This window comes from Chryseobacterium sp. AC417, assembly GCF_979258215.1.
Window position 1 is genome coordinate 2,047,298 of the sequence record NZ_OZ409845.1, and the last position, 19,806, is coordinate 2,067,103.

Annotated in this window: 9 protein-coding genes and 1 pseudogene; 6 read left to right on the forward strand and 4 right to left on the reverse strand. The window is 36.1% G+C overall.

Annotation, left to right across the window (positions count from 1 at the left end; all coding sequences use genetic code 11):
- The first annotated feature begins 28 nt into the window (after nt 1–28).
- The gene (locus ACZZ9T_RS09880; RefSeq protein WP_463441949.1) at nt 29–487 is read left to right on the forward strand and encodes an Lrp/AsnC family transcriptional regulator; all 459 of its coding nucleotides are present in this window, start codon (nt 29–31) and stop codon (nt 485–487) included.
- A 7-nt stretch (nt 488–494) separates the two neighbouring features.
- On the opposite strand, the pseudogene ACZZ9T_RS09885 reads toward ACZZ9T_RS09880, so the two are convergent.
- A pseudogene (locus tag ACZZ9T_RS09885) lies at nt 495–1,519 on the reverse strand (bestrophin family protein).
- Between the two features lie 76 nt (nt 1,520–1,595).
- Nucleotides 1,596–3,668 carry an alpha-ketoacid dehydrogenase subunit alpha/beta gene (locus ACZZ9T_RS09890; protein WP_463441950.1) on the reverse strand — a complete coding sequence of 691 codons (2,073 nt, stop codon included), beginning with the start codon at nt 3,666–3,668 and terminating at the stop codon, nt 1,596–1,598.
- A 289-nt stretch (nt 3,669–3,957) separates the two neighbouring features.
- Here ACZZ9T_RS09890 and dnaE point away from each other — a divergent pair, with 289 nt between their 5' ends.
- The 4 genes from dnaE to ACZZ9T_RS09910 all read left to right on the forward strand — a co-directional run bounded on the left by dnaE (nt 3,958) and on the right by ACZZ9T_RS09910 (nt 17,542).
- Nucleotides 3,958–8,625, forward strand: coding sequence for a DNA polymerase III subunit alpha (gene dnaE / locus ACZZ9T_RS09895; RefSeq protein ID WP_463441951.1), 4,668 nt, complete (start codon nt 3,958–3,960; stop codon nt 8,623–8,625).
- Between the two features lie 281 nt (nt 8,626–8,906).
- Nucleotides 8,907–12,488: a fibronectin type III domain-containing protein gene (locus ACZZ9T_RS09900; RefSeq protein ID WP_463441952.1), complete on the forward strand. Its 3,582-nt coding sequence runs from the start codon at nt 8,907–8,909 to the stop codon at nt 12,486–12,488.
- Between the two features lie 243 nt (nt 12,489–12,731).
- Complete coding sequence (locus ACZZ9T_RS09905; protein WP_463441953.1) at nt 12,732–15,356, forward strand: GEVED domain-containing protein; 2,625 nt, start codon at nt 12,732–12,734, stop codon at nt 15,354–15,356.
- A 221-nt stretch (nt 15,357–15,577) separates the two neighbouring features.
- A complete protein-coding gene (locus ACZZ9T_RS09910) occupies nt 15,578–17,542 on the forward strand; it encodes a T9SS type A sorting domain-containing protein (RefSeq protein ID WP_463441954.1) in 1,965 nt (654 codons plus the stop codon).
- Between the two features lie 74 nt (nt 17,543–17,616).
- Here the strand turns inward: ACZZ9T_RS09910 and ACZZ9T_RS09915 are convergent, their stop codons facing one another.
- Together ACZZ9T_RS09915 and ACZZ9T_RS09920 are read right to left on the reverse strand one after the other, a co-directional pair.
- Complete coding sequence (locus tag ACZZ9T_RS09915; protein WP_463431729.1) at nt 17,617–17,778, reverse strand: hypothetical protein; 162 nt, start codon at nt 17,776–17,778, stop codon at nt 17,617–17,619.
- A gap of 43 nt (nt 17,779–17,821) precedes the next feature.
- On the reverse strand, nt 17,822–18,649 hold the full coding sequence (locus ACZZ9T_RS09920) for an ion transporter (protein WP_463441955.1): 828 nt from the start codon (nt 18,647–18,649) through the stop codon (nt 17,822–17,824).
- 59 nt (nt 18,650–18,708) lie between these two features.
- Here ACZZ9T_RS09920 and ACZZ9T_RS09925 point away from each other — a divergent pair, with 59 nt between their 5' ends.
- The gene (locus tag ACZZ9T_RS09925; protein WP_463441956.1) at nt 18,709–19,806 is read left to right on the forward strand and encodes a Nif3-like dinuclear metal center hexameric protein; all 1,098 of its coding nucleotides are present in this window, start codon (nt 18,709–18,711) and stop codon (nt 19,804–19,806) included.

The window sequence follows — 19,806 nt, forward strand, 5'->3', positions numbered from 1 at the left end:
TTTAATAAATTTAGGCAAAAATTTTTCTATGCAATTTGATGAAACTGATAAAAAACTGCTGCTTTTCTTACAACAAGACTGTAAACAAACCACCAAAGAACTGTCTTACAAACTCGGTTTGTCGATTACAGCCGTTTATGAGCGCATAAGAAAGCTTGAAAACAACGGAGTTATTTCAAAATATGTAGCACTTTTGGATAAAACAAAAATTGATAAAAATTTTATCATTCTCTGCCATGTAAAACTCACTCAGCATAAAAAAGAATATGTACTTCGGTTTGAAAAGGAGGTAATGACTTTAGATGAAGTTACAGAATGTTTCCATGTAAGTGGCGACTATGATTATATTCTTAAAATCTGTGTAAAAGACATGGAAGATTACCGAAATTTTATGCTCACCAAACTTACAACAATTCAGCATATTGCGAGCACACAAAGCTCATTCACCATTTCTGAAGTGAAAAATACTACTGAACTGGTCTTATAAATTTTTTTTAAACTAAGACACCATTTTTGGAAGCAATCGGCTCAGGAAGATCATCATTTTCCCCAATAATCTGCAGAAGGTCAATCTCAATGGTTCTACAGATAGAAAGCATGGGAATATCAAACATTAATCCACCAAAAGGGTTTTCAGAATAATCGCCGACAAGCTCCATAATAATGTAAATCCAGCCTACAATCACGCAGAATGGGATGCAGGTCCAGATTCCCCAATCGCCTAATTTGCTGAATTCACTTACTAGACCTAAAGGTAGAAGGATGATAAAAATAACAATAAAAATAAACCCGGAATTGGCAAATTGTCTTGGTGACGGAAATTTTTTAATTCTTTCTGCCTGTCCCTGATAATCATAGAAATCATTCAGACAATTCTGAAGCTGCATCTGATCAAAGTCTGTGATGACTTTTTTATTTTTCAGATAATTCAGATCTTTTGCCTGTTTTGAATTGAGATACGTGGCGAAATTTTTATAATCTTCCTGTACTTGCAATTCATCTTCGGAAAGATATTTTTGCTGAAAAAGATGCGTTCTTACATAATCAGGAAAACCAGCCTTTATCTGTCTGTGTCTTTTAAAATTGATGCTTCCGAAATGTCTTTCAAGGCTTATATGTTCCCATTCTGTAGGGATCAATAGTTGTTCTCTCAAAGTATAAAGCCAGGCAATATGACGGTAAACTAGTTGTTTCTTAAAATCTTTAATATAATGCATTTCGCCTTTTTCGGTATCAAATGCATAGAGCATTGATGTAAATGACCTGCTGGAATTCACAATGGCTCCCCAGATTTTCTGGCTTCCCAAAGTCGGTCGTACGCCTGATTACTTTTAAAACCGACGAAAAATGCAACTGCTGTACCTACCAAAGTGAGTGGTACGAGAGGAATCGTCATCCACTGCCACTCAAAAAAGTAATAGATTGCTGCAACAAATGTACTCCAAGCTGTAAGCCAGATAAGATGCAGCCCTGCAAGATTAGCGATTTGTTTGTAGTTGAAATATTTTGTTGTAATCATTTAAAGTAATTAATGAAACCAAGTTAACAAAAACTGTACAAAAAAACCTCTAAATAATTTTTAGAGGTTTTAATTTTTAGTATTTCAACATTTCGTTGATTTTCTTCGAAAGCTTTTCAGCATTTGGGAGCATTTCTTTTTCTAAAATTAAATTGATCGGAACTGCAGGAGTGTCAAGCGATCCCATAGTTTCTACCGGAGCATCAAGATATTTAAAACAATTTTTAGATATTCTGTGTGCAAAAGCTTCAGCAAAAGAATTATTCAGTTGTTCTTCTGTTAGAACGATACATTTTCCGTGCGCTTTTACTCTTTCAAAAACCAATTCTTCATCCAGAGGAATGATGGTTCTCAAATCAATCACTTCTACTTTACCATTGAAGTTTTTCACGGCTTCTTTTGCCCAGTAAACGCCCATTCCATAAGTGATTACAACAACAGTATTTCCTTTTTTAATTTCATTTTCGTCGGCTTCAATGACTACTTTTCCTTTTCCGAAAGGTAAAATATAATCTTCTGCCGGTTCGATGGTTTTTGCATCTTCCGTTCCCGGAACTTTACTCCAGTACAGACCTTTATGTTCCAGCATTATGACTGGGTTCGGGTCGTAATAAGCTGCTTTAAGCAAACCTTTGAAATCGGCTGCGTTGCTTGGATAGGCAATTTTTATTCCTTTTATATTCGCTAAAATACTTTCAACACTTCCACTGTGGTATGGTCCTCCGCCGCCGTAAGCTCCGATCGGAACTCTGATGATATTGCTGACCGGAAATTTTCCGTTGCTTAAATAATTTGATTTCGAAATCTCCGTAATCAACTGGTTGATTCCCGGATAAATATAATCGGCAAACTGAACTTCAACAATCGGCTTTAAACCTACTGCACTCATTCCTGTGGTAGAACCGATAATGTAAGCCTCTTGAATAGCGGTATTGAAAACTCTTTTGCTGCCGAATTTTTTACCTAAAGTTACCGTCTCACGGAAAACTCCGCCAATTCTTTCTCCAACATCTTGTCCGTACAATAAAGCTTCCGGATGTTTCCACATAATCTCCTGAATGGCGTGAATGGCTGCGTCTACCATTACGATTTTCTCGCCACTTTCAGGTTCACGGGTTCCCACTTCTTCTGTAATCGGGGTTGGTGCAAAAATATGATGCATCACGGTTTCAGGCTTAGGATCTTCAGCTTTTTGAGCTCTTTCGAAAGCTTCTTCAGCTTCCAGTCTTGCCTTTTTAGTGATTTGCTTTAATAATTCTTCGTCTGTTCCAGCTTCCAGCAATTGATTTCTCAGGATTTCTCCCGGATCTTTTGCTCTGTGTTTTGTTAAATCTTCCTCATCTCTGTAGAATTCACGTCTCACTCCGGAAGTGTGGTGACCGATTAACACTGTTTTTGCACAAACAACCAAAGGTTTTCTTTCTGCTCTTACAAAATCAACAGCTTTTTTCATCACATCAAAGCTTTCAGCGAAATTGGTTCCGTCTACCCGCATTCTTCCCAAACCTTCAAATCCGGCTACGAAATCGTAGGCATCAACCGTTCTTGCTTCTTCCTTTGTAACAGAAATTCCCCATTCGTTATCCTGAACCAGGAAAATAATCGGTAATTGGTGCAAAGCGGCAAATTGAAGTGCTTCACTTACTTCACCTTCTGTTACAGAATTGTCACCCAAACTGCAAACGACAACAGGATTATTTTCAAATTGTTCCAATTCAAAATCTTCAATATATTTGATTCCCTGTGCAACTCCGGTTGTAGGGATCGTCTGCATTCCCGTTGCCGAACTTTGGTGAATCATCTTCGGCATATTTTCGTTTCTGCTCGAAGGATGAGAATAATATGATCTTCCACCCGAAAAAGGATCATCAGCTTTTGCCAACAATTGAAGCATCAATTGATAAGGCTCAAAGCCAATTCCCAACAAAATACTTTCGTCTCTGTAATATGGAGAAACCCAGTCTTCTTTTTTTAACTGATAAGCCGTTGCCAACTGAATCGCTTCGTGCCCTCTTGAAGTACTGTGTACATATTTGCAAACATTTCTGTTCTCCTCATAGATATCTGCCATCGCTTTGGCAAGCATCATATGATTATAAGCCTTAAGTAAAATATCCTGAGAAACTTTTTCGTGAAGTGTATTTTCCATAGAAAGCAAAGATAAACATATTTTGGATTTTTGAAAATAATTGCCTAACAATTGATAGGGAAGTTGGAATGTTTTTTTTAAACAATATAGTTACCTTTTATAAAATATTGATTTTATTCTGATGTGTTTAAGTTAGGTGAATTCAAAAAAACCAAGATGTTCTAAATTTGTTAATAATTTATCGTTTTCCAGATCATTTTCAAATGATTTTCAAGTGTGAAATTGCTATAAAAAGCAAAATTTACACTAACTTTACATTCTTTTTTTAATTAAAAGTCAGACAATATTTATGTATTTAGTTTTTGACACAGAAACCACCGGTTTACCAAAGAATTTCAACGCTCCACTTTCAGATTCAGACAATTGGCCAAGAATGGTCCAGATTGCCTGGCAACTGCACGATGATGAAGGTAATTTGCTTGAAAATCAAGATTATATTATAAAACCCGAAGGATACGATATACCATTTAATGCCGCAAGAATTCATGGAATTACCACAAAAATCGCCAATGATGAGGGACGTGATCTTCAGGAAGTTTTAGAAGAATTTTCTAAAGTCCTGGAAAGAGTGAGAGTAGTTTCCGGGCATAATGTTGAGTTCGATTACAATATCGTCGGCGCAGAACTTTTCAGAAAAAATATACAGGATAATCTTCAGGAAAAGCCTAAAGCAGACACCATGATTTTGGGCACAGAATATTGTCAGCTTGGTGGTGGAAGAGGAGGGAAATACAAATCACCGAAATTGGAAGAGCTGTATGAAAAATTATACGGTCACAAGTTTGATGAAGCCCATAATGCAGCGGCCGATGTAAATGCCACGGCTCAGGTTTTCTTTGAAATGATGCGTATCGGAATTATTCCGGCTGAGGTTTTGAAAACTTCAGAAGATCAGCTAGCATATTTTAAAACGTTACATCCAAATCCGGTCAAGCCTTTTGGAATTATTATCAGAAGGCAGGTTGCAGATTTTAACAATAAGAAAAAGCAATCTGATGTTGGAAGTATCGACGATATTGATTTAGGAAGATATTTTAACTTCGATAATAAGAGTGTTTTTTCAACATTAACGGCGACTTCCAGCATTAATGATTTAATTAACAAGGCTACAGAAGATCAGTTTCCGGCAGTCGGAATGGTGGATTTAGGAAATATGATGGGAGCTTTCAAATTTGTTTCTGCCGTTGAATCTGCCAACTCAGACCGTTCAAAAAAGCATAAAGAATATGTAGCAAAAAAACAGGAAGCCGAAGAAAACGGAACGGAATTTAATGAAGCTGAGCCGATTTCTGAGCCTTTGATTCCTGTTGTAGGCTGTGAATTTTATATTTCAGACCGTTACGAGCAAAAACAGTTTACGAAAGATGATCCTGACAGAAGAACGCAGGTTGTCTTGCTGGCAAAAGATTTTAACGGATATAAAAATTTAGCCAAACTTTCAAGTATAGGTTTTCTCAAAGGGTTTTATTTTGGAGTTCCGAGAATCAGCCGTGAATTAATTGCTGAATATAAAGAAGGATTAATTGCTTTAACTTCCGGTATCAACGGAGATATTCCAGATGCGATTTTAAATACCGGTGAACAAAAAGGGGAGGAGCTTTTCAAATGGTGGAAAGAAACTTTTGAAGATGATTTTTATGTTCAGATTCAAAACCATAAACTGCCGGAAGAAGAGCATTTGAATGATGTTCTCTTACATTTTGCCGACAAATATGACGTTAAAATTTTAGCACAGAACCAAACCTATTATACCAATAAAGATGATTCTAATATTCAGGATATTGTAAGTTGCATCAAAGATGGTGAAAAACTGACAACGCCTGTCGGAAAAGGCTTTGGAAAGAGAAGAGGATTGGCTACAGGAGAATATTACATCAAAAATGCTCACGAGATAAAGGAAACTTTTTTGAATTATCCTGATGCGTTTGATGCGTATGAAGAATTCACTGCAAAATTCAGTCCTTATACTTTAAAGAGAGATGTTCTTTTGCCTAAATTTGATATTCCTGAAGAATTTATACATGCTGAAGATGAAGTTGACGGAGGAAAACGTGGTGAAATGGCATATTTAACGCATTTAACCTATGAAGGTGCGAAAAAAAGATATGCTGAGACAGGAATTACAGATGAAATTAAAGAACGTCTGGATTTTGAGCTTGAAGTTGTTGCCAATACGGGATATCCCGGTTACTTTTTGATTGTACAGGATTTTTGTAACGAAGCCCGGAAAATGGGCGTTTGGGTAGGACCAGGTCGTGGTTCTGCGGCAGGTTCTGCAGTTGCTTATTGCACAGGAATTACCAATGTAGACCCGATAAAATACGATTTGCTATTTGAGAGATTCTTAAATCCTGAAAGAGTATCAATGCCCGATATTGATATCGATTTTGATGATGAAGGTCGGGATAAAATCATCAAATGGGTAGTTGAAAAATATGGTAAAAATCAGGTAGCGCAGATTATCACTTATTCAGTTTTAGGAGGGAAATCAGCGATTAAAGATGCCGGACGAGTTCTTGATCTTCCGATTTCTGATACCAATAACATTGCAAAATTGATTCCTCCGAGTCCTGGGATGAATATTGCAAAAGCATTAGCAAAATATGATAAACTGAAGCCTGAAGACCAAATGCTGGTCGACGAAATGAAGTTTGTTTTAGGAAACCCGGATGATCCGCGTCATGATGTTTTGGGAAGTGCCAAAAAGATGGAAGGTTGTATCAGAAACACAGGAATTCACGCTTGTGGAGTGATTATTACGCCGGAGGATGTAAGCAATCTGGTTCCGGTAACCATTGCCGCAAAAGATGCTGATATTTTGGTATCACAATTTGATAACTCAGTTGCGGAAAGCGCCGGACTTCTGAAGATGGACTTTTTGGGTCTTCGAACATTGACCATTATTAAAGATGCCTTAAAACTAATCAAGCAAAGACATAATGTAGATATTGATCCGGATACGATTCCTTTGGATGATACCAAAACCTATCAATTGTTTAAAGAAGGAAGAACGGTTGGGATTTTTCAATATGAAAGTCCGGGAATGCAGAAATATATGCGTGAACTGAAACCCACGGTTTTTGCAGATCTGATTGCCATGAATGCTTTGTACAGACCGGGACCTATTAAATATATTCCAAATTTTATCAACAGAAAACACGGTATTGAAGAAATTGTTTACGATCTACCGGAAACTGAAGAATATTTAAAAGAAACCTACGGAATTACTGTTTATCAGGAGCAGGTAATGCTTTTATCTCAAAAATTAGCCAATTTCACAAAAGGTGAAGCCGATACTTTGAGAAAAGCGATGGGCAAAAAACAGATAGACGTTCTGAATAAAATGTACCCGAAATTCATTGAAGGCGGTAAAAAAAATAACCTTGCCGAAGATCCGTTAAATAAAATCTGGAATGACTGGAAAGCCTTTGCAGAATATGCTTTCAACAAATCTCACTCTACTTGTTATGCCCTCATTGCTTATCATACAGCGTATTTAAAGGCAAATTATCCCGCAGAATATATGGCGAGTGTAATGAGTAATAACATCAATAATACAGATTCGATTACGATGTTCATGGAAGATTGTAAAAGTATAGGAGTAGACGTTTTGGGACCGGATGTGAATGAATCTCAATACAAATTTTCGGTAAACGAAAAAGGTCAGATTCGTTTTGGTTTGGGTGCAATAAAAGGAATTGGGGAAGGACCTAGTGAAGGTATTACTAAGGAAAGAACCAATGGAAGATTCAAAAGTATTTATGATTTTTTTGAAAGAATTTCACCTTCTCAAATGAACAAAAGGGTAGCGGAAAGTTTGGTTTTAGCAGGAGCTTTTGACGAATTCAGCATCTATCACAGAGGTCAGTATTTTGATATCGATATGGCAGGAAGAACCAATCTGGAACGGCTCATAAGATACGGACAAAGCTTTCAGGAGAGTAAAAATGAGATGGAAAATTCTCTTTTTGCAGATTTTGCGGATGAAGTTCAGATTGAGCAGCCCAAATTAGCGCCGTGTCCGGAATGGCCGAATATGCATAAATTAAATAAAGAAAAAGAAATTATAGGATTCTATCTTTCTGCACATCCTTTGGATGAATTTAAATACCATTATCAGTTTATGCAAGGCAAGCTTTCTAAAAAAGCAGTTCTTGAAAAAGAAGATGAAATAAAAGTAGCGATTGATGATGTTCCTATTCTGGAAGTTGATGATAAAGATGAAGTGGTAGATATTGCTGAAATTATTTCTGATGATGTAATTGCAGGCGAAGAAGAAATTATAGAAGAAACTACCAAGAAGGCTGAACCAAAAGGAAATTTTGGATTTTTGAATCTCGATGAGGTGGATGCTTACAAAGAACAGGCATTTGCCAATAAACCACCGGAATTATTTGAGGAAAAAAAGAAAGACTGGAAAACTCTTCAGAAAGAAAGAGAAAATGGTGGTGGTGGAAAAGAATTCACCGTAGCAGGTTTGATTACTGAATACGTTGTGAAAGATGGTTTTAAAAGTGGTGAAAAAGTGGCATTTTTAACTTTGGAAGATTATTCAGGATCTTATTCCTTCAGATTGGGTGACCGTGATTACATGCGTTTGAAAGAAAAACTGGAGGTGCAACGTTTTGTGATTTTAAAAATAAAGTTTGCCCAAGTAAAAGACGGAAGGGTTTTCGTTAATGTTGTAGATGTTATTGAGCTTCAGGAAGCTTTTGAAAAATATGCAAAAAGTATCTCTTTGGTGATGGATATTATGGATTTCAGAAAAGAAGACTTAGAATTTTTCAGAAATGTTCTAGATCAGAATAAAGGTGATCAGAAGTTTAAATTTTTCATTAAAAATCCTGAAGAAGATTCTCATATTGAGTTGCAGTCTATGAAATATTCTGTTGATCTTAATGGAGATTTGATAAAAGAAATCCAATTGTTAAATAAATATGAATTCTATTTGAATTAATTTAGATTCATTATAAATTTAAATCTGAAAGCAGCTTGTAAAAGCTGCTTTTTTAATTCTTAATATGTATGAATTATTATGTCAATATATTTAATTATTTGAAAAACAGGATATTATGTTCTTTCATTGCTGTTTTGTTACAAAAAATAATTAAATGTTTGTTTGGTAAATACATAATAAATCAGTCAAATTTATAAATTGTGTTTAAAAAATTAAGTAAAATTTTGAAACATATAGTAATAATTGTGTAATTTCACCCCCTAATTTTAATTTAACTAAGTATGAAGAAAAACTACATTGGCTTGCTTCGTCGCAAAGAAACGACGGGCAATCCTAAAAAGAAAGGATGGTTAATGGGTGCTTTAGCAGCTGCCATGCTAATTTTGGGAGGTAATAGTTATGCACAAACAAATATTGCAAACTATACTTTTACAAGAAGTACGGGTGTGGCTTATACACCAATCACTGGAGGAACAAAATTATTTCCGACAGGAACTAACACTACTTATGATAATGAAGTATCATCTGCTATTACTTTATCATCACCATTCACTTTTGGTGGTGTTGCAGTAACAACTGTTTATGTAAGTGCAAACGGATTCATTACTTTTGGTGCTGCACCAAGTGGTACAACCTATACTCCTATGTCAACTTTGGAAAGCACTACAGGTGCTATTTCTGCCTTTGGTCAAGATGGGGGTTTTTCATCAAGTGACACAACACAGCCGGTAGGAAATCATGAAGTTAGATATCAGGATTTAGGGACAGAATTTGTAGTTCAATGGCAGGATCATGCAAATTATTTTAATAGAGCGACTGAAAGGTTGAACTTTCAAATACGTTTAGTATATGCTACTGGTGAAATTAATATTGTTTATGGAAACTGTACTGATCCTGGAACTGTAAGTACATCAGGAATCGCTCCTCAAGTGGGAATTAGAGGAAATAGTACAACGTATGCAACCAATGTAAATTCACTTATGATTGGTAATATACCAGCTGGAACAACTTGTGATTGGTCTAAAGCTGTTACAGGTTTTGCTAACTCAAGTGCAATGCAATTTTCCGGAACTAATAATGTGAATGTTAAAATTCCAACGGGATTACAATATAAATGGACACCTGGAACTCAGTTACCTGTAAGAACTTTTGCTGCTGCAACAGCTATTACAACTAGTGGAGCAACATTAAATTGGACTGCTCCTACAGGTGCAACTACTTATAATGTTCAATATCGTTTACCGGGAGCTTGTGACTGGACAAACTGGAGCGGAAATCCTGTTAGTACAAACACGGTTGTTTTAACTGGTTTGAATCAAGGAACAAATTATCAGGCGAGAGTTCAAGCAATAAATGGTTCAGCACAATCAATATATTCCCATACTCCTAATGCAGCTGGAAGTGGGGACGGTTATTCTGTAACGGGTACTTTTGCAACTTTGACTAATTCTACTTGTACAAGTACTGTTACGGGGCTAGCCTCTTCAGCAATTACTCCAAATACAGCAACTATTAGTTGGACAGCTTCAACCACTGCTCCTGCAAATGGATATGAATATTATTATACAACAAGTAGCGCAATTCCTTCATATACCGTAACGCCTTCGGGGTCAACTGCAGCTGGAGTTATAACTGCGAGTTTATCAGGATTAGCTCCTTCTACACAATACTATTATTGGGTAAGAACAAATTGTGATGGAACTAATAAAGGGGCTTGGTCAAGTTCTGCAAACTTTACAACACTTGGACTTTGCCCAATCGTAACTGCACCAACAGCTGGAGCAACAGGTGTTAGCTTAACTCCAACAATAACTTGGACAGCGATTAACGGAGTAACTGGTTATAAAGTAAATGTAGGAACCACGTCAGGTGGAAATAATATTGTTGCCAATGCAGATGTACCAACTGGAACGAGTTATGTATTTACGACTCCTTTAAATAATGGTACAATTTATTATTATTCAGTAACTGCTTACACGGCTACATCTGCTGCACCTGCTACTCCTTGTACAATAAGAAACTTCACTACAATTCTAATTTGTCCAAGTACTGTCACAGGGCTTGCCTCTTCAGCGATTACTCCAAATACAGCAACTATTAGTTGGACGGCATCTACAACTCCTCCTGCTAATGGATACGAATATTATTATAGTACTACATCTACTGCTCCTACAGTGACAACTACACCTTCTGGGTCAACCGCAGCTGGAGTTGTAACTGCAAATTTATCAGGATTAACTCCTTCTACGCAGTACTATTACTGGGTAAGAACAAATTGTAATGGAACTGATAAAGGAGCTTGGTCAAGTTCTGCAAACTTTACAACACTTGGACTTTGCCCAACCGTAACTGCACCAACAGCTGGAGCAACGGGTGTTAGCACAACCCCAACAATAACTTGGACGGCAATTAGCGGAGTAACTGGTTATAAGGTAAATGTAGGAACCACTTCAGGTGGAAATGATGTTATTGCCAACGCAGATGTACCAACAGGAACGAGTTATGTATTTACGACTCCCTTAATTAATGGTACAATTTATTATTATTCGGTAACTGCTTACACAGCTACATCTGCTGCACCTGCTACTCCTTGTACAATAAGAAGCTTTACTACAATTCTTAGTTGTCCAAGTACTGTTACAGGACTTGCTTCTTCTGCTATTAATATAAATACAGCAACTATTAGTTGGACGGCATCTACAACTCCTCCTGCTAATGGATACGAATATTATTATAGTACTACATCTACTGCTCCTACAGTGACAACTACACCTTCTGGGTCAACCGCAGCTGGAGTTGTAACTGCAAATTTATCAGGATTAACTCCTTCTACGCAGTATTATTACTGGGTAAGAACAAATTGTAATGGAACTGATAAAGGAGCTTGGTCAAGTTCTGCATTTTTCACTACATTATGTCAGCCACCAGCTGTTCTTTCGACTATGGGAGCTACTGTTTGTCCAGGAAATACTGCGAATCTTTCAGCGACAACAGTTGCCGGCGCAACACTTAGTTGGTATAGTTCTCCTACAGGTGGCTCAGCTTTAGCAACTGGAAATTCATTTACTACCCCACCAATTGCTACAACTACGAACTATTATGTTTCTGCTAATACAGGAAGTGAAGCTACTGTAGGACCAATTTCGCCTACAACTCAAGGAGGTACTATAGCAACTCAAACAACTGCTTGGGGAGTTTATTATACAACCACGGCTACAGCTAAATTGAAATCGGTAGATATTTTCCCAATTACAAGCGGACAAACAGGTTCTATTAAAATAGTTAGTGGTTCGCAGTCAGTTGGTACTGGTACGGCTTTAGCTACTATTCCGTTTACTACAAATGTAGGTGGTGGTGCAACTGCTCAAACTATTACAATTGATGTAGAATTACCAGCAGGAAGCTATACTATTTATCCAACATTACCTACTGCTGGATTATCTAGAAATACTTCAGGAGCTACTTATCCATATACTTCTTCAATAGCTAATGTTACTGGAAATGGATTTGATGCAACATACTATATGTGTTTCTATAATTTTAAATTCAGTACTGGTTGTGAATCTGCAAGACAGACCGTTATTGCAACAGCGGATGCTGCTGCTTGTCTGGGGACTTCTGAAACTTTAGTAAATAAAAACAATCTTACAGTTTATCCAAACCCATTTGCTGATGTATTAAACATCTCAGATGTGAAGAATGTAAAATCTGTATCAGTTGTTGATATTGCTGGAAGATTAGTGAAAACTATAACAAAACCAAGTTCAGCGCTTCAGTTAGGAGAATTGAAATCTGGAATGTATATGGTGATCCTAAACATGAATGATGGTTCTAAACAAACAATCAAAGCGATTAAAAAATAATTTTTTAATTTTAAATAATGATAGCGACCATTTTGGTCGCTATTTTTTTTGTGAACAATTCAGAAATGTTAGTATAGTTAATTTGTCGACTTTTCAATTATTTTTCGTTTTTAACATAATAAAATAAAATTAGTCTAATTCAATTTGACGTAAATGTGTTAATTTTTGATAATTTATTAATATTTAATTGTTGATGTTGTTATTAATTATTAATTTCGATTTTTTAATCATAAAATTACTATAATGAAAAAAGTTTTATTCATGGGTTTTGCGGCATTAGGATTAATGTTGTCGGCACAGACCTATTGCACACCTAATTATTCGAGCGGTTGCAGTGGTGGAGATCAGATCAATGATTTCACGATTTTAACGGCAGGCTTCAGTCACCTAGGTACTGGTTGCTCATCAAACACATATGGTGATTATTTTGCGAGTCAGACCGTCACACTCTCTCCAACGATTCCTTATTCTTTTTCTGCAACACATGATTATCAGGGTCAATTTGTAAAAATTTGGGCTGATTTTAATAATGACGGCACTTTTGATGCAACAACAGAATTGATTGGTTCGGGATCAAGCGGTACTACTACAACTACAAATGGGACAATCACCTTGCCTTCAACTGTAACAGCAGGGAATTATAGAATGAGAGTTGCAGACAGATGGAACAATGATCCGACACCTTGCGATGTTACTGGATATGGTGAGGTTCATGATTACAAACTTACAGTAACTCAGCCGCCAAGTTGTCTTGCGCCATCAGCTCTTGCCACTTCTAATATAACTCCTACAACAGTAAATGTTACATGGACGCCATCATCTACAATACCTGGTCAAGGATATGATGTTTTTTATAGCAGTACAGGAGTTGTACCAAATGCTACTACAGTCCCACTTTTAAATTCTGCTACACCAGCTGTTACTTTAACGGGATTAACACCTGGAACCAATTACTGTATTTGGGTGAGATCTAAATGTACTGCAACAGAAGCCAGCAACTGGATAAACACTTGTATAGTTACAGTATGTGTAGCTGCAAATGTTCCTTACACACTGGATTTTGAAAATGCTACAGTTCCGGGAATGCCTACATGTACTCAAGCTACAAATGCAGGATCTGGAAATAGCTGGGTGATAAGTAATGACCCTGGGAATGGTTTTACAAATAAAACACTGACTTATTACTACAATTTCCAAAATTCTGCTAATGCGTGGTTTTTCACTCAAGGAGTAAATTTAGTTTCAGGAACTACGTATAGAATTAAGTATAAATATGGAAACAACAGTGCTTTTTATACTGAAAAAATGAAAGTTACTTATGGTACAGCACCTAATCAGGCATCTCAGACAAATGTGTTGCATGACTACACAAGTATCGTAGATGTTCTGACTCCGGTTACAGATTTTTACTCATTTACACCTACAGCAAGTGGTGTCTATTATTTTGGGTTTAATGTGTATTCTGATGCCAATATGTTTAATCTGTATGTAGATGATATCATTGTGGAAGTTAACCCTTCATGTGTAGAACCTACTGCTTTATCTACCAGTGCAATTACAGCATTTACTGCAACGGTATCGTGGACTGCACCAGCAACAGCGCCTGCAAATGGTTATGAATATTATTTGTCAACAACAAATACTGCTCCTACATCTGCTACTGTAGCAACAGGAACTGCAACTACAGCGACAACTAATCTTTCATCATTATCATCGTCTACAGCATATTATGTTTGGGTACGTTCTGTATGTTCGGCAACAGATAAAAGCTCTTGGTCTTCTGCTGCAAACTTTACGACTGAAACTTTCTGTCCGTCTGTTACAAGTCCTGCAAATGGAGTAACAGGTGCACCACTTTCACCAACGATTGAATGGACTGCAATGACAGGAGCTACAGGATATAGAATCACCGTAGGAACTACTTCAGGAGGTACAGATGTATTGAATAATTACGATGTAGGAAACGTTACTTCGTATACATTTACTTCTCCGCTAGCTAATAGTATTGAATATTTCTACACAGTCAATGCTTATGATGTCGGAGGTCTTACATCAAATTCTTGTACAATAAGAAATTTTACAACAGAATGTGCGGCAATTACCCCAAATTATACCAATACTTTTGCTAGTATCAACACTGCGTGCTGGAACCAGTCTTCTGGTGGAACTGTAGGGACTGGTCCTACAGGTACAGCTTCAAATTGGCTTGAAGATGGTTTCCTTAATAACGGAACAACCGGAGCAGCTAAAATCAACCTATATTCAACTAATACTACAGGCTGGTTAGTTTCTCCTACTTTCAATTTATCTAGTGGATCTTATGATTTGACATTTGATTATGGAATGACAGAATGGAATGGAACAGCTGCGGCAACATTGGGTTCTGATGATAAAATCGAAGTTCTGATGTCAAATAATAATGGAGTTACATGGACGTCTATTCAGTCATGGAACGCATCTACAAATATTTCAAATACTTCAACTGCGTTTTCTTATACGATTACAGGCGGAACAACTCAAATGAAGTTTGCTATTTATGGAACAGATGGTACCGTAGATGATACTCCGGATAATGATTTCTTTATTGATAATTTTGCGATCAATCAATCTGCTTTATCGACAGTAGAAAGTTCGCTTAATAAAAACAATATCAAAGTATATCCAAACCCATTTGCTGATGTGCTAAACATCTCAGATGTGAAAAATGTAAAATCTGTATCGATAGTTGATATTGCCGGAAGATTAATAAAAACTATTGACAAACCAAGTTCTGCTCTTCAGTTAAGAGAGTTGAATTCAGGTATGTATATGGTGATTTTAAATATGAATGATGGTTCTAAACAAACAATCAAAGTAATTAAAAAATAATTTTTTTAAACTTTAAATAATGATAGCGACCTTCTTGGTCGCTATTTTTTTATTTATGCTATTCTGAATATTATAATTAAATTTCACTTCATGAATATTTTCCAAAAAGAAACATTCATATTCTTTTTGGAAATTAATTTTTTTTACAAACGTAATGTAATATTAATAGCGTAATAAAATATATGTTATAAATTTACCTATAATTGTGCTATTAATGCTTTATGAAAAAAACTATACTTTTTATCGTCTTATCCTTTAATATTTTTTTAAACGGTCAAATAAATTTAGGCTCAGGAAGTACATCGGTCTCACCTGCTCCTGTAAGTACATATTACGGGTATTCTTATGTACAGCAAATTTTCACAAAAAACGAAATCAATGCAAATTCTTCAGGAAATATTACAGGTCTTAAGTTTTATCTAAATCCCAATTCAACGATTACCAACTCTTCGAGTTGGATTATATATCTTGGTAGCACTACAAAAAACAATTTCACCTCAATTTCAGACTGGATTCCTGTTTCACAGCTTACCCAGGCTTTTTCAGGAACAGTAACCAACGTTAACGGAGTAGTGACGGTAGTACTTCCTGCACCTTTTGCATATAACAACACAGAAAATTTGGTATTGGCTGTGAAAGAAAATTCTGCAGGCTATGATGCAAATGGTTTTAATGACGCATTTTACGGATATAATTCAGGTCTGAACTCAGTATTGTATTATCGAAGTGATGTTAATAATCCCAATCCTTCTTTCCCTCCAAATGGATTTTTAAGTGATCGGAAATCTGTAATTACGTTTAACGGAATAAATCCAAATTCAACAATTGCTTGTCCCGATCTCATCTATCCAATCAATAACTCATCTTTTGTTCCTTTATCTCCAACCATTGAATGGGTAACGGTTCCCGGAGCTACAAGTTACAAAGTGTCTATAGGTACTATTTTGGGTGGCTCGGATGTAGTTAACCAGCAATCAGTAAGTACAAACAGTTTCACGGTTCCTCAGACTTTATCTGCAAATACAATATATTATCTAAAAGTAACGGCTGTGAATACAAGCGGAGAATCTCAGGGATGTTCAGTCATTATGTTTAGAACAGCACCCGGACAACCCTCAAATGATGAATGCACAAACGCAGTTACTTTAACAGTTAATCCAAATGCCGTTTGCACTGCATCGACTCAAGGATATACTCTAGGAGCAACCAATTCAGGATTGAGCCCAACTCCGTGTTATGGAAATCCTGATGACGATGTTTGGTTTAAATTTACAGCAACAGCAACATCACACAAAATTTCACTCAATAATATTGCTTCTATTGGCACCAGTAACAGCAATGATATTTATTTTCAGGTTTTTAGCGGATCTTGCGGCAGTTTGACGAATATGTTATGTTCAGATCCTGCATCTTCATGGGTTACTGGTTTGACGGTTGGGTCCACATATTATGTGAGAGTATATAGTTATGGTGGTGCAGGAAGCAATCAGAGTTTTGATATCTGTGTGGGAACAATTCCGCCACCACCTGTTAATGATACCTGTTCAGGAGCTTTATCTGCGAATACTTTTCCATATTCTTACACACAATCTGATGCGGCAGGAGCAACTAACAATACAGGATTTTTATCTACTTGCTCTGATGGAATGAATGACGGAACCTGGTTTAGTTTTACAGGAAATGGCGGTACTGTTGATGTCGTGGTGAATATGCCAACCGGAAGTTCTTTTGATCCTCAAGTCGGAGTTTTTACCGGAAGCTGCAGTGCTTTAACCTGTGTAGATACAGAAGATAGCGGAGGTGACGGCGAAACAGAAATTATGTCTGTACCAACAGTTGCAGGGACAATATATTATGTAAATGTAGGTCATTACAGCAGTTCGGATAATGAAATTGAAGACATTTTCACCATCAATTTATCAAGCAGTTTTCTTGCAACTTCTGAGGTTTCTGAGGTCAAGTCTAAAGTGAAAATTTATCCTAACCCATTTACAGAGAGTATTAATATTTCAGATTTCACCACTGTAAAATCGGTTTCTGTGATGGATGTATCGGGAAGAGTTTTGAAAACAATTGAAAATCCTGATTCGGTAGTTCGTTTGGAACAGTTGAATTCAGGAGTTTATATTTTAAAATTAATGATGAAAGATGGCTCAGCACAGTCTTTGAAAATAATTAAAAAGTAAAAACAAATTTAGTGATAAATGAAAATTGGCTGCTCATAATTGAACAGCCAATTTTTTTTATATTATAAATTGCTTTATTCGCTTGGTGGTACAGGTTTTATTTCTCCTGTGCTCATCAAATCAAATATTGTAGGGAAAAACATTACAAGAATGAAATAGATGATGATCATTAAAATAATTAAAGCAAATAGAATAATTACTAAACTGTTGGGTCTGTTTTTCTTTTGTGGTTCCATGATTTCTGTTGTATTAGATAAATAGATTGTTTCGATGAAAGTACTATGCTAATTTCTTGCCACACTGTTTGCAATATCTCGCATCATCATCAATATCTTCATTTCCGCATCTCTCGCAGATCAATTCCAGATTTTGTCTTTTATTTCTCATTTCGGCAGTTACTATTCCTGTAGGAACTGCAATAATAGAATAACCTGCAAGCATCAGAATGACGGCAAAAAATTTCCCCATCGGCGTAATGGGTGATACATCGCCATAACCAACCGTTGTTACGGTAACCACTGCCCAGTAGATTGATTGAGGAATCGTCTCAAAACCAGGTCTTCCCCCTTCCACCATGAACATCAGTGAACCGACAATTACCGAAAAAATAATTAAAAATAACAGGAAAATATAAATTTTTCTTGAACTGTTTTTTAAAGCTCTTACTATGACATATCCGTCATTCATAAAATCCAGTAAATTGAATACCCTGAAAACTCTCAGCATTCTCAACATTCTGAAAATCAAAAAGTATTTTGTAATCGGAAAAAAGAAACTCAGATAAAAAGGAACCAGTGAAAGAAAATCAATAATGCCAAAAAAACTGAATATGTAATTTTTTTTATTTTTTAAAACAGCAATTCTCAGAAAATATTCTGCAGAAAAAATAACAGAGATGATCCATTCTGAAATGATAAAATAAATATGAAATTTCTTATCAATCTTAGGCACACTCTCCATTAAAATAATAAAAGTGCTCACCAAAATCAAACACAAAAGTATGACGTCAAATAATTTTCCCAGACGGGTATCTGATCTGTAAATGACGCGGTACAAAAATCTTTTCCAAAGTACGTCGCCTGGGACGAGATTGTGTTCTTTTTCCATAATTGGTGTTTTTTTGTACAATAAATTACGCTATTTTCGTAACAAACTTACATAATAAAATGACAATACGCGAAGTAATTTCAGAAATAGAAAAGCTTATTGATATGCCACAAGCTGAAGACTTTGATAACGTAGGGCTTTTGTGCGGTCTCCCGGAAAGAAATGTCTCAGGAATTTTGGTCTGTCATGATGCTTTGGAAAATGTAGTGGATGAAGCCATACAAAGAAACTGTAATTTTATTGTCTGCTTTCACCCGATTATTTTTTCTGGTTTAAAATCTCTCACAGGAAAAAATTATGTGGAAAGAGCAGTATTAAAAGCCATCGAAAATAAAGTTGCCATCTACGCCGTTCATACCGCTTTTGATAATGATTTTCATGGAGTCAATGCCGGAATCTGCAATCTTTTAGGTTTAAAAAACTTAAAAATCCTTCAGCCGAAAAAAAATAATTTGAAACAGCTTAATGTCTATGTTCCGAAAGAATATTCTGAAAAGGTAAAAGAAGCGCTTTTCTCTGCCGGTGCCGGAAACATTGGTTTTTATGATGAATGCAGTTTCAAAATAGAAGGGAAAGGAACTTTCAGACCCGTTGAAGGCTCAAATCCGTTTTCCGGGCAACAGAATATTCGTGAAAATGCCGATGAAGATATGATTTCTGTGATTTTTGAATCTTTTAAACAAAATCAAATTCTTACCGCAATGAGATCGGCTCATCCTTATGAAGAAGTTGCGCATCAGATGTATCAGCTAGAAAATGAAAATCAATATTCGGGATTGGGAATGTGCGGTGAATTTGAAACAGAGATGGATGAAAAGGAATTTTTAAGTTTGGTGAAAGAAAAATTTAATTTAAATATTATCAGGCATTCGGATTTTAATCAAAAGAAAATCAAAAGAGTAGGGGTTTTGGGAGGTTCAGGAGCAAGCGGTATAAAATCGGCACTTTCAAAAAAATGTGATGCGTATCTCACAGGAGATCTAAAATACCACGATTATTTCCTGGCAGAATCTAAAATGCTGATTTGTGATATAGGACATTATGAATCAGAGCAATTGGTAAGTCAACAATTATTTGAAATTTTATCGCAAAAATTTAGTACATTTGCAATCTTAAAATCTAGTGAAAAAACAAACCCAGTAAATTATTTCCTATAG

Coding starts and splice junctions, on each gene's coding strand:
- ACZZ9T_RS09880 (WP_463441949.1), top strand. CDS start 29: ATGCAATTTGATGAAACTGATAAAAAACTGCTGCTTTTCTTACAACAA.
- ACZZ9T_RS09890 (WP_463441950.1), bottom strand. CDS start 3,668: ATGGAAAATACACTTCACGAAAAAGTTTCTCAGGATATTTTACTTAAG.
- dnaE (WP_463441951.1), top strand. CDS start 3,958: ATGTATTTAGTTTTTGACACAGAAACCACCGGTTTACCAAAGAATTTC.
- ACZZ9T_RS09900 (WP_463441952.1), top strand. CDS start 8,907: ATGAAGAAAAACTACATTGGCTTGCTTCGTCGCAAAGAAACGACGGGC.
- ACZZ9T_RS09905 (WP_463441953.1), top strand. CDS start 12,732: ATGAAAAAAGTTTTATTCATGGGTTTTGCGGCATTAGGATTAATGTTG.
- ACZZ9T_RS09910 (WP_463441954.1), top strand. CDS start 15,578: ATGAAAAAAACTATACTTTTTATCGTCTTATCCTTTAATATTTTTTTA.
- ACZZ9T_RS09915 (WP_463431729.1), bottom strand. CDS start 17,778: ATGGAACCACAAAAGAAAAACAGACCCAACAGTTTAGTAATTATTCTA.
- ACZZ9T_RS09920 (WP_463441955.1), bottom strand. CDS start 18,649: ATGGAAAAAGAACACAATCTCGTCCCAGGCGACGTACTTTGGAAAAGA.
- ACZZ9T_RS09925 (WP_463441956.1), top strand. CDS start 18,709: ATGACAATACGCGAAGTAATTTCAGAAATAGAAAAGCTTATTGATATG.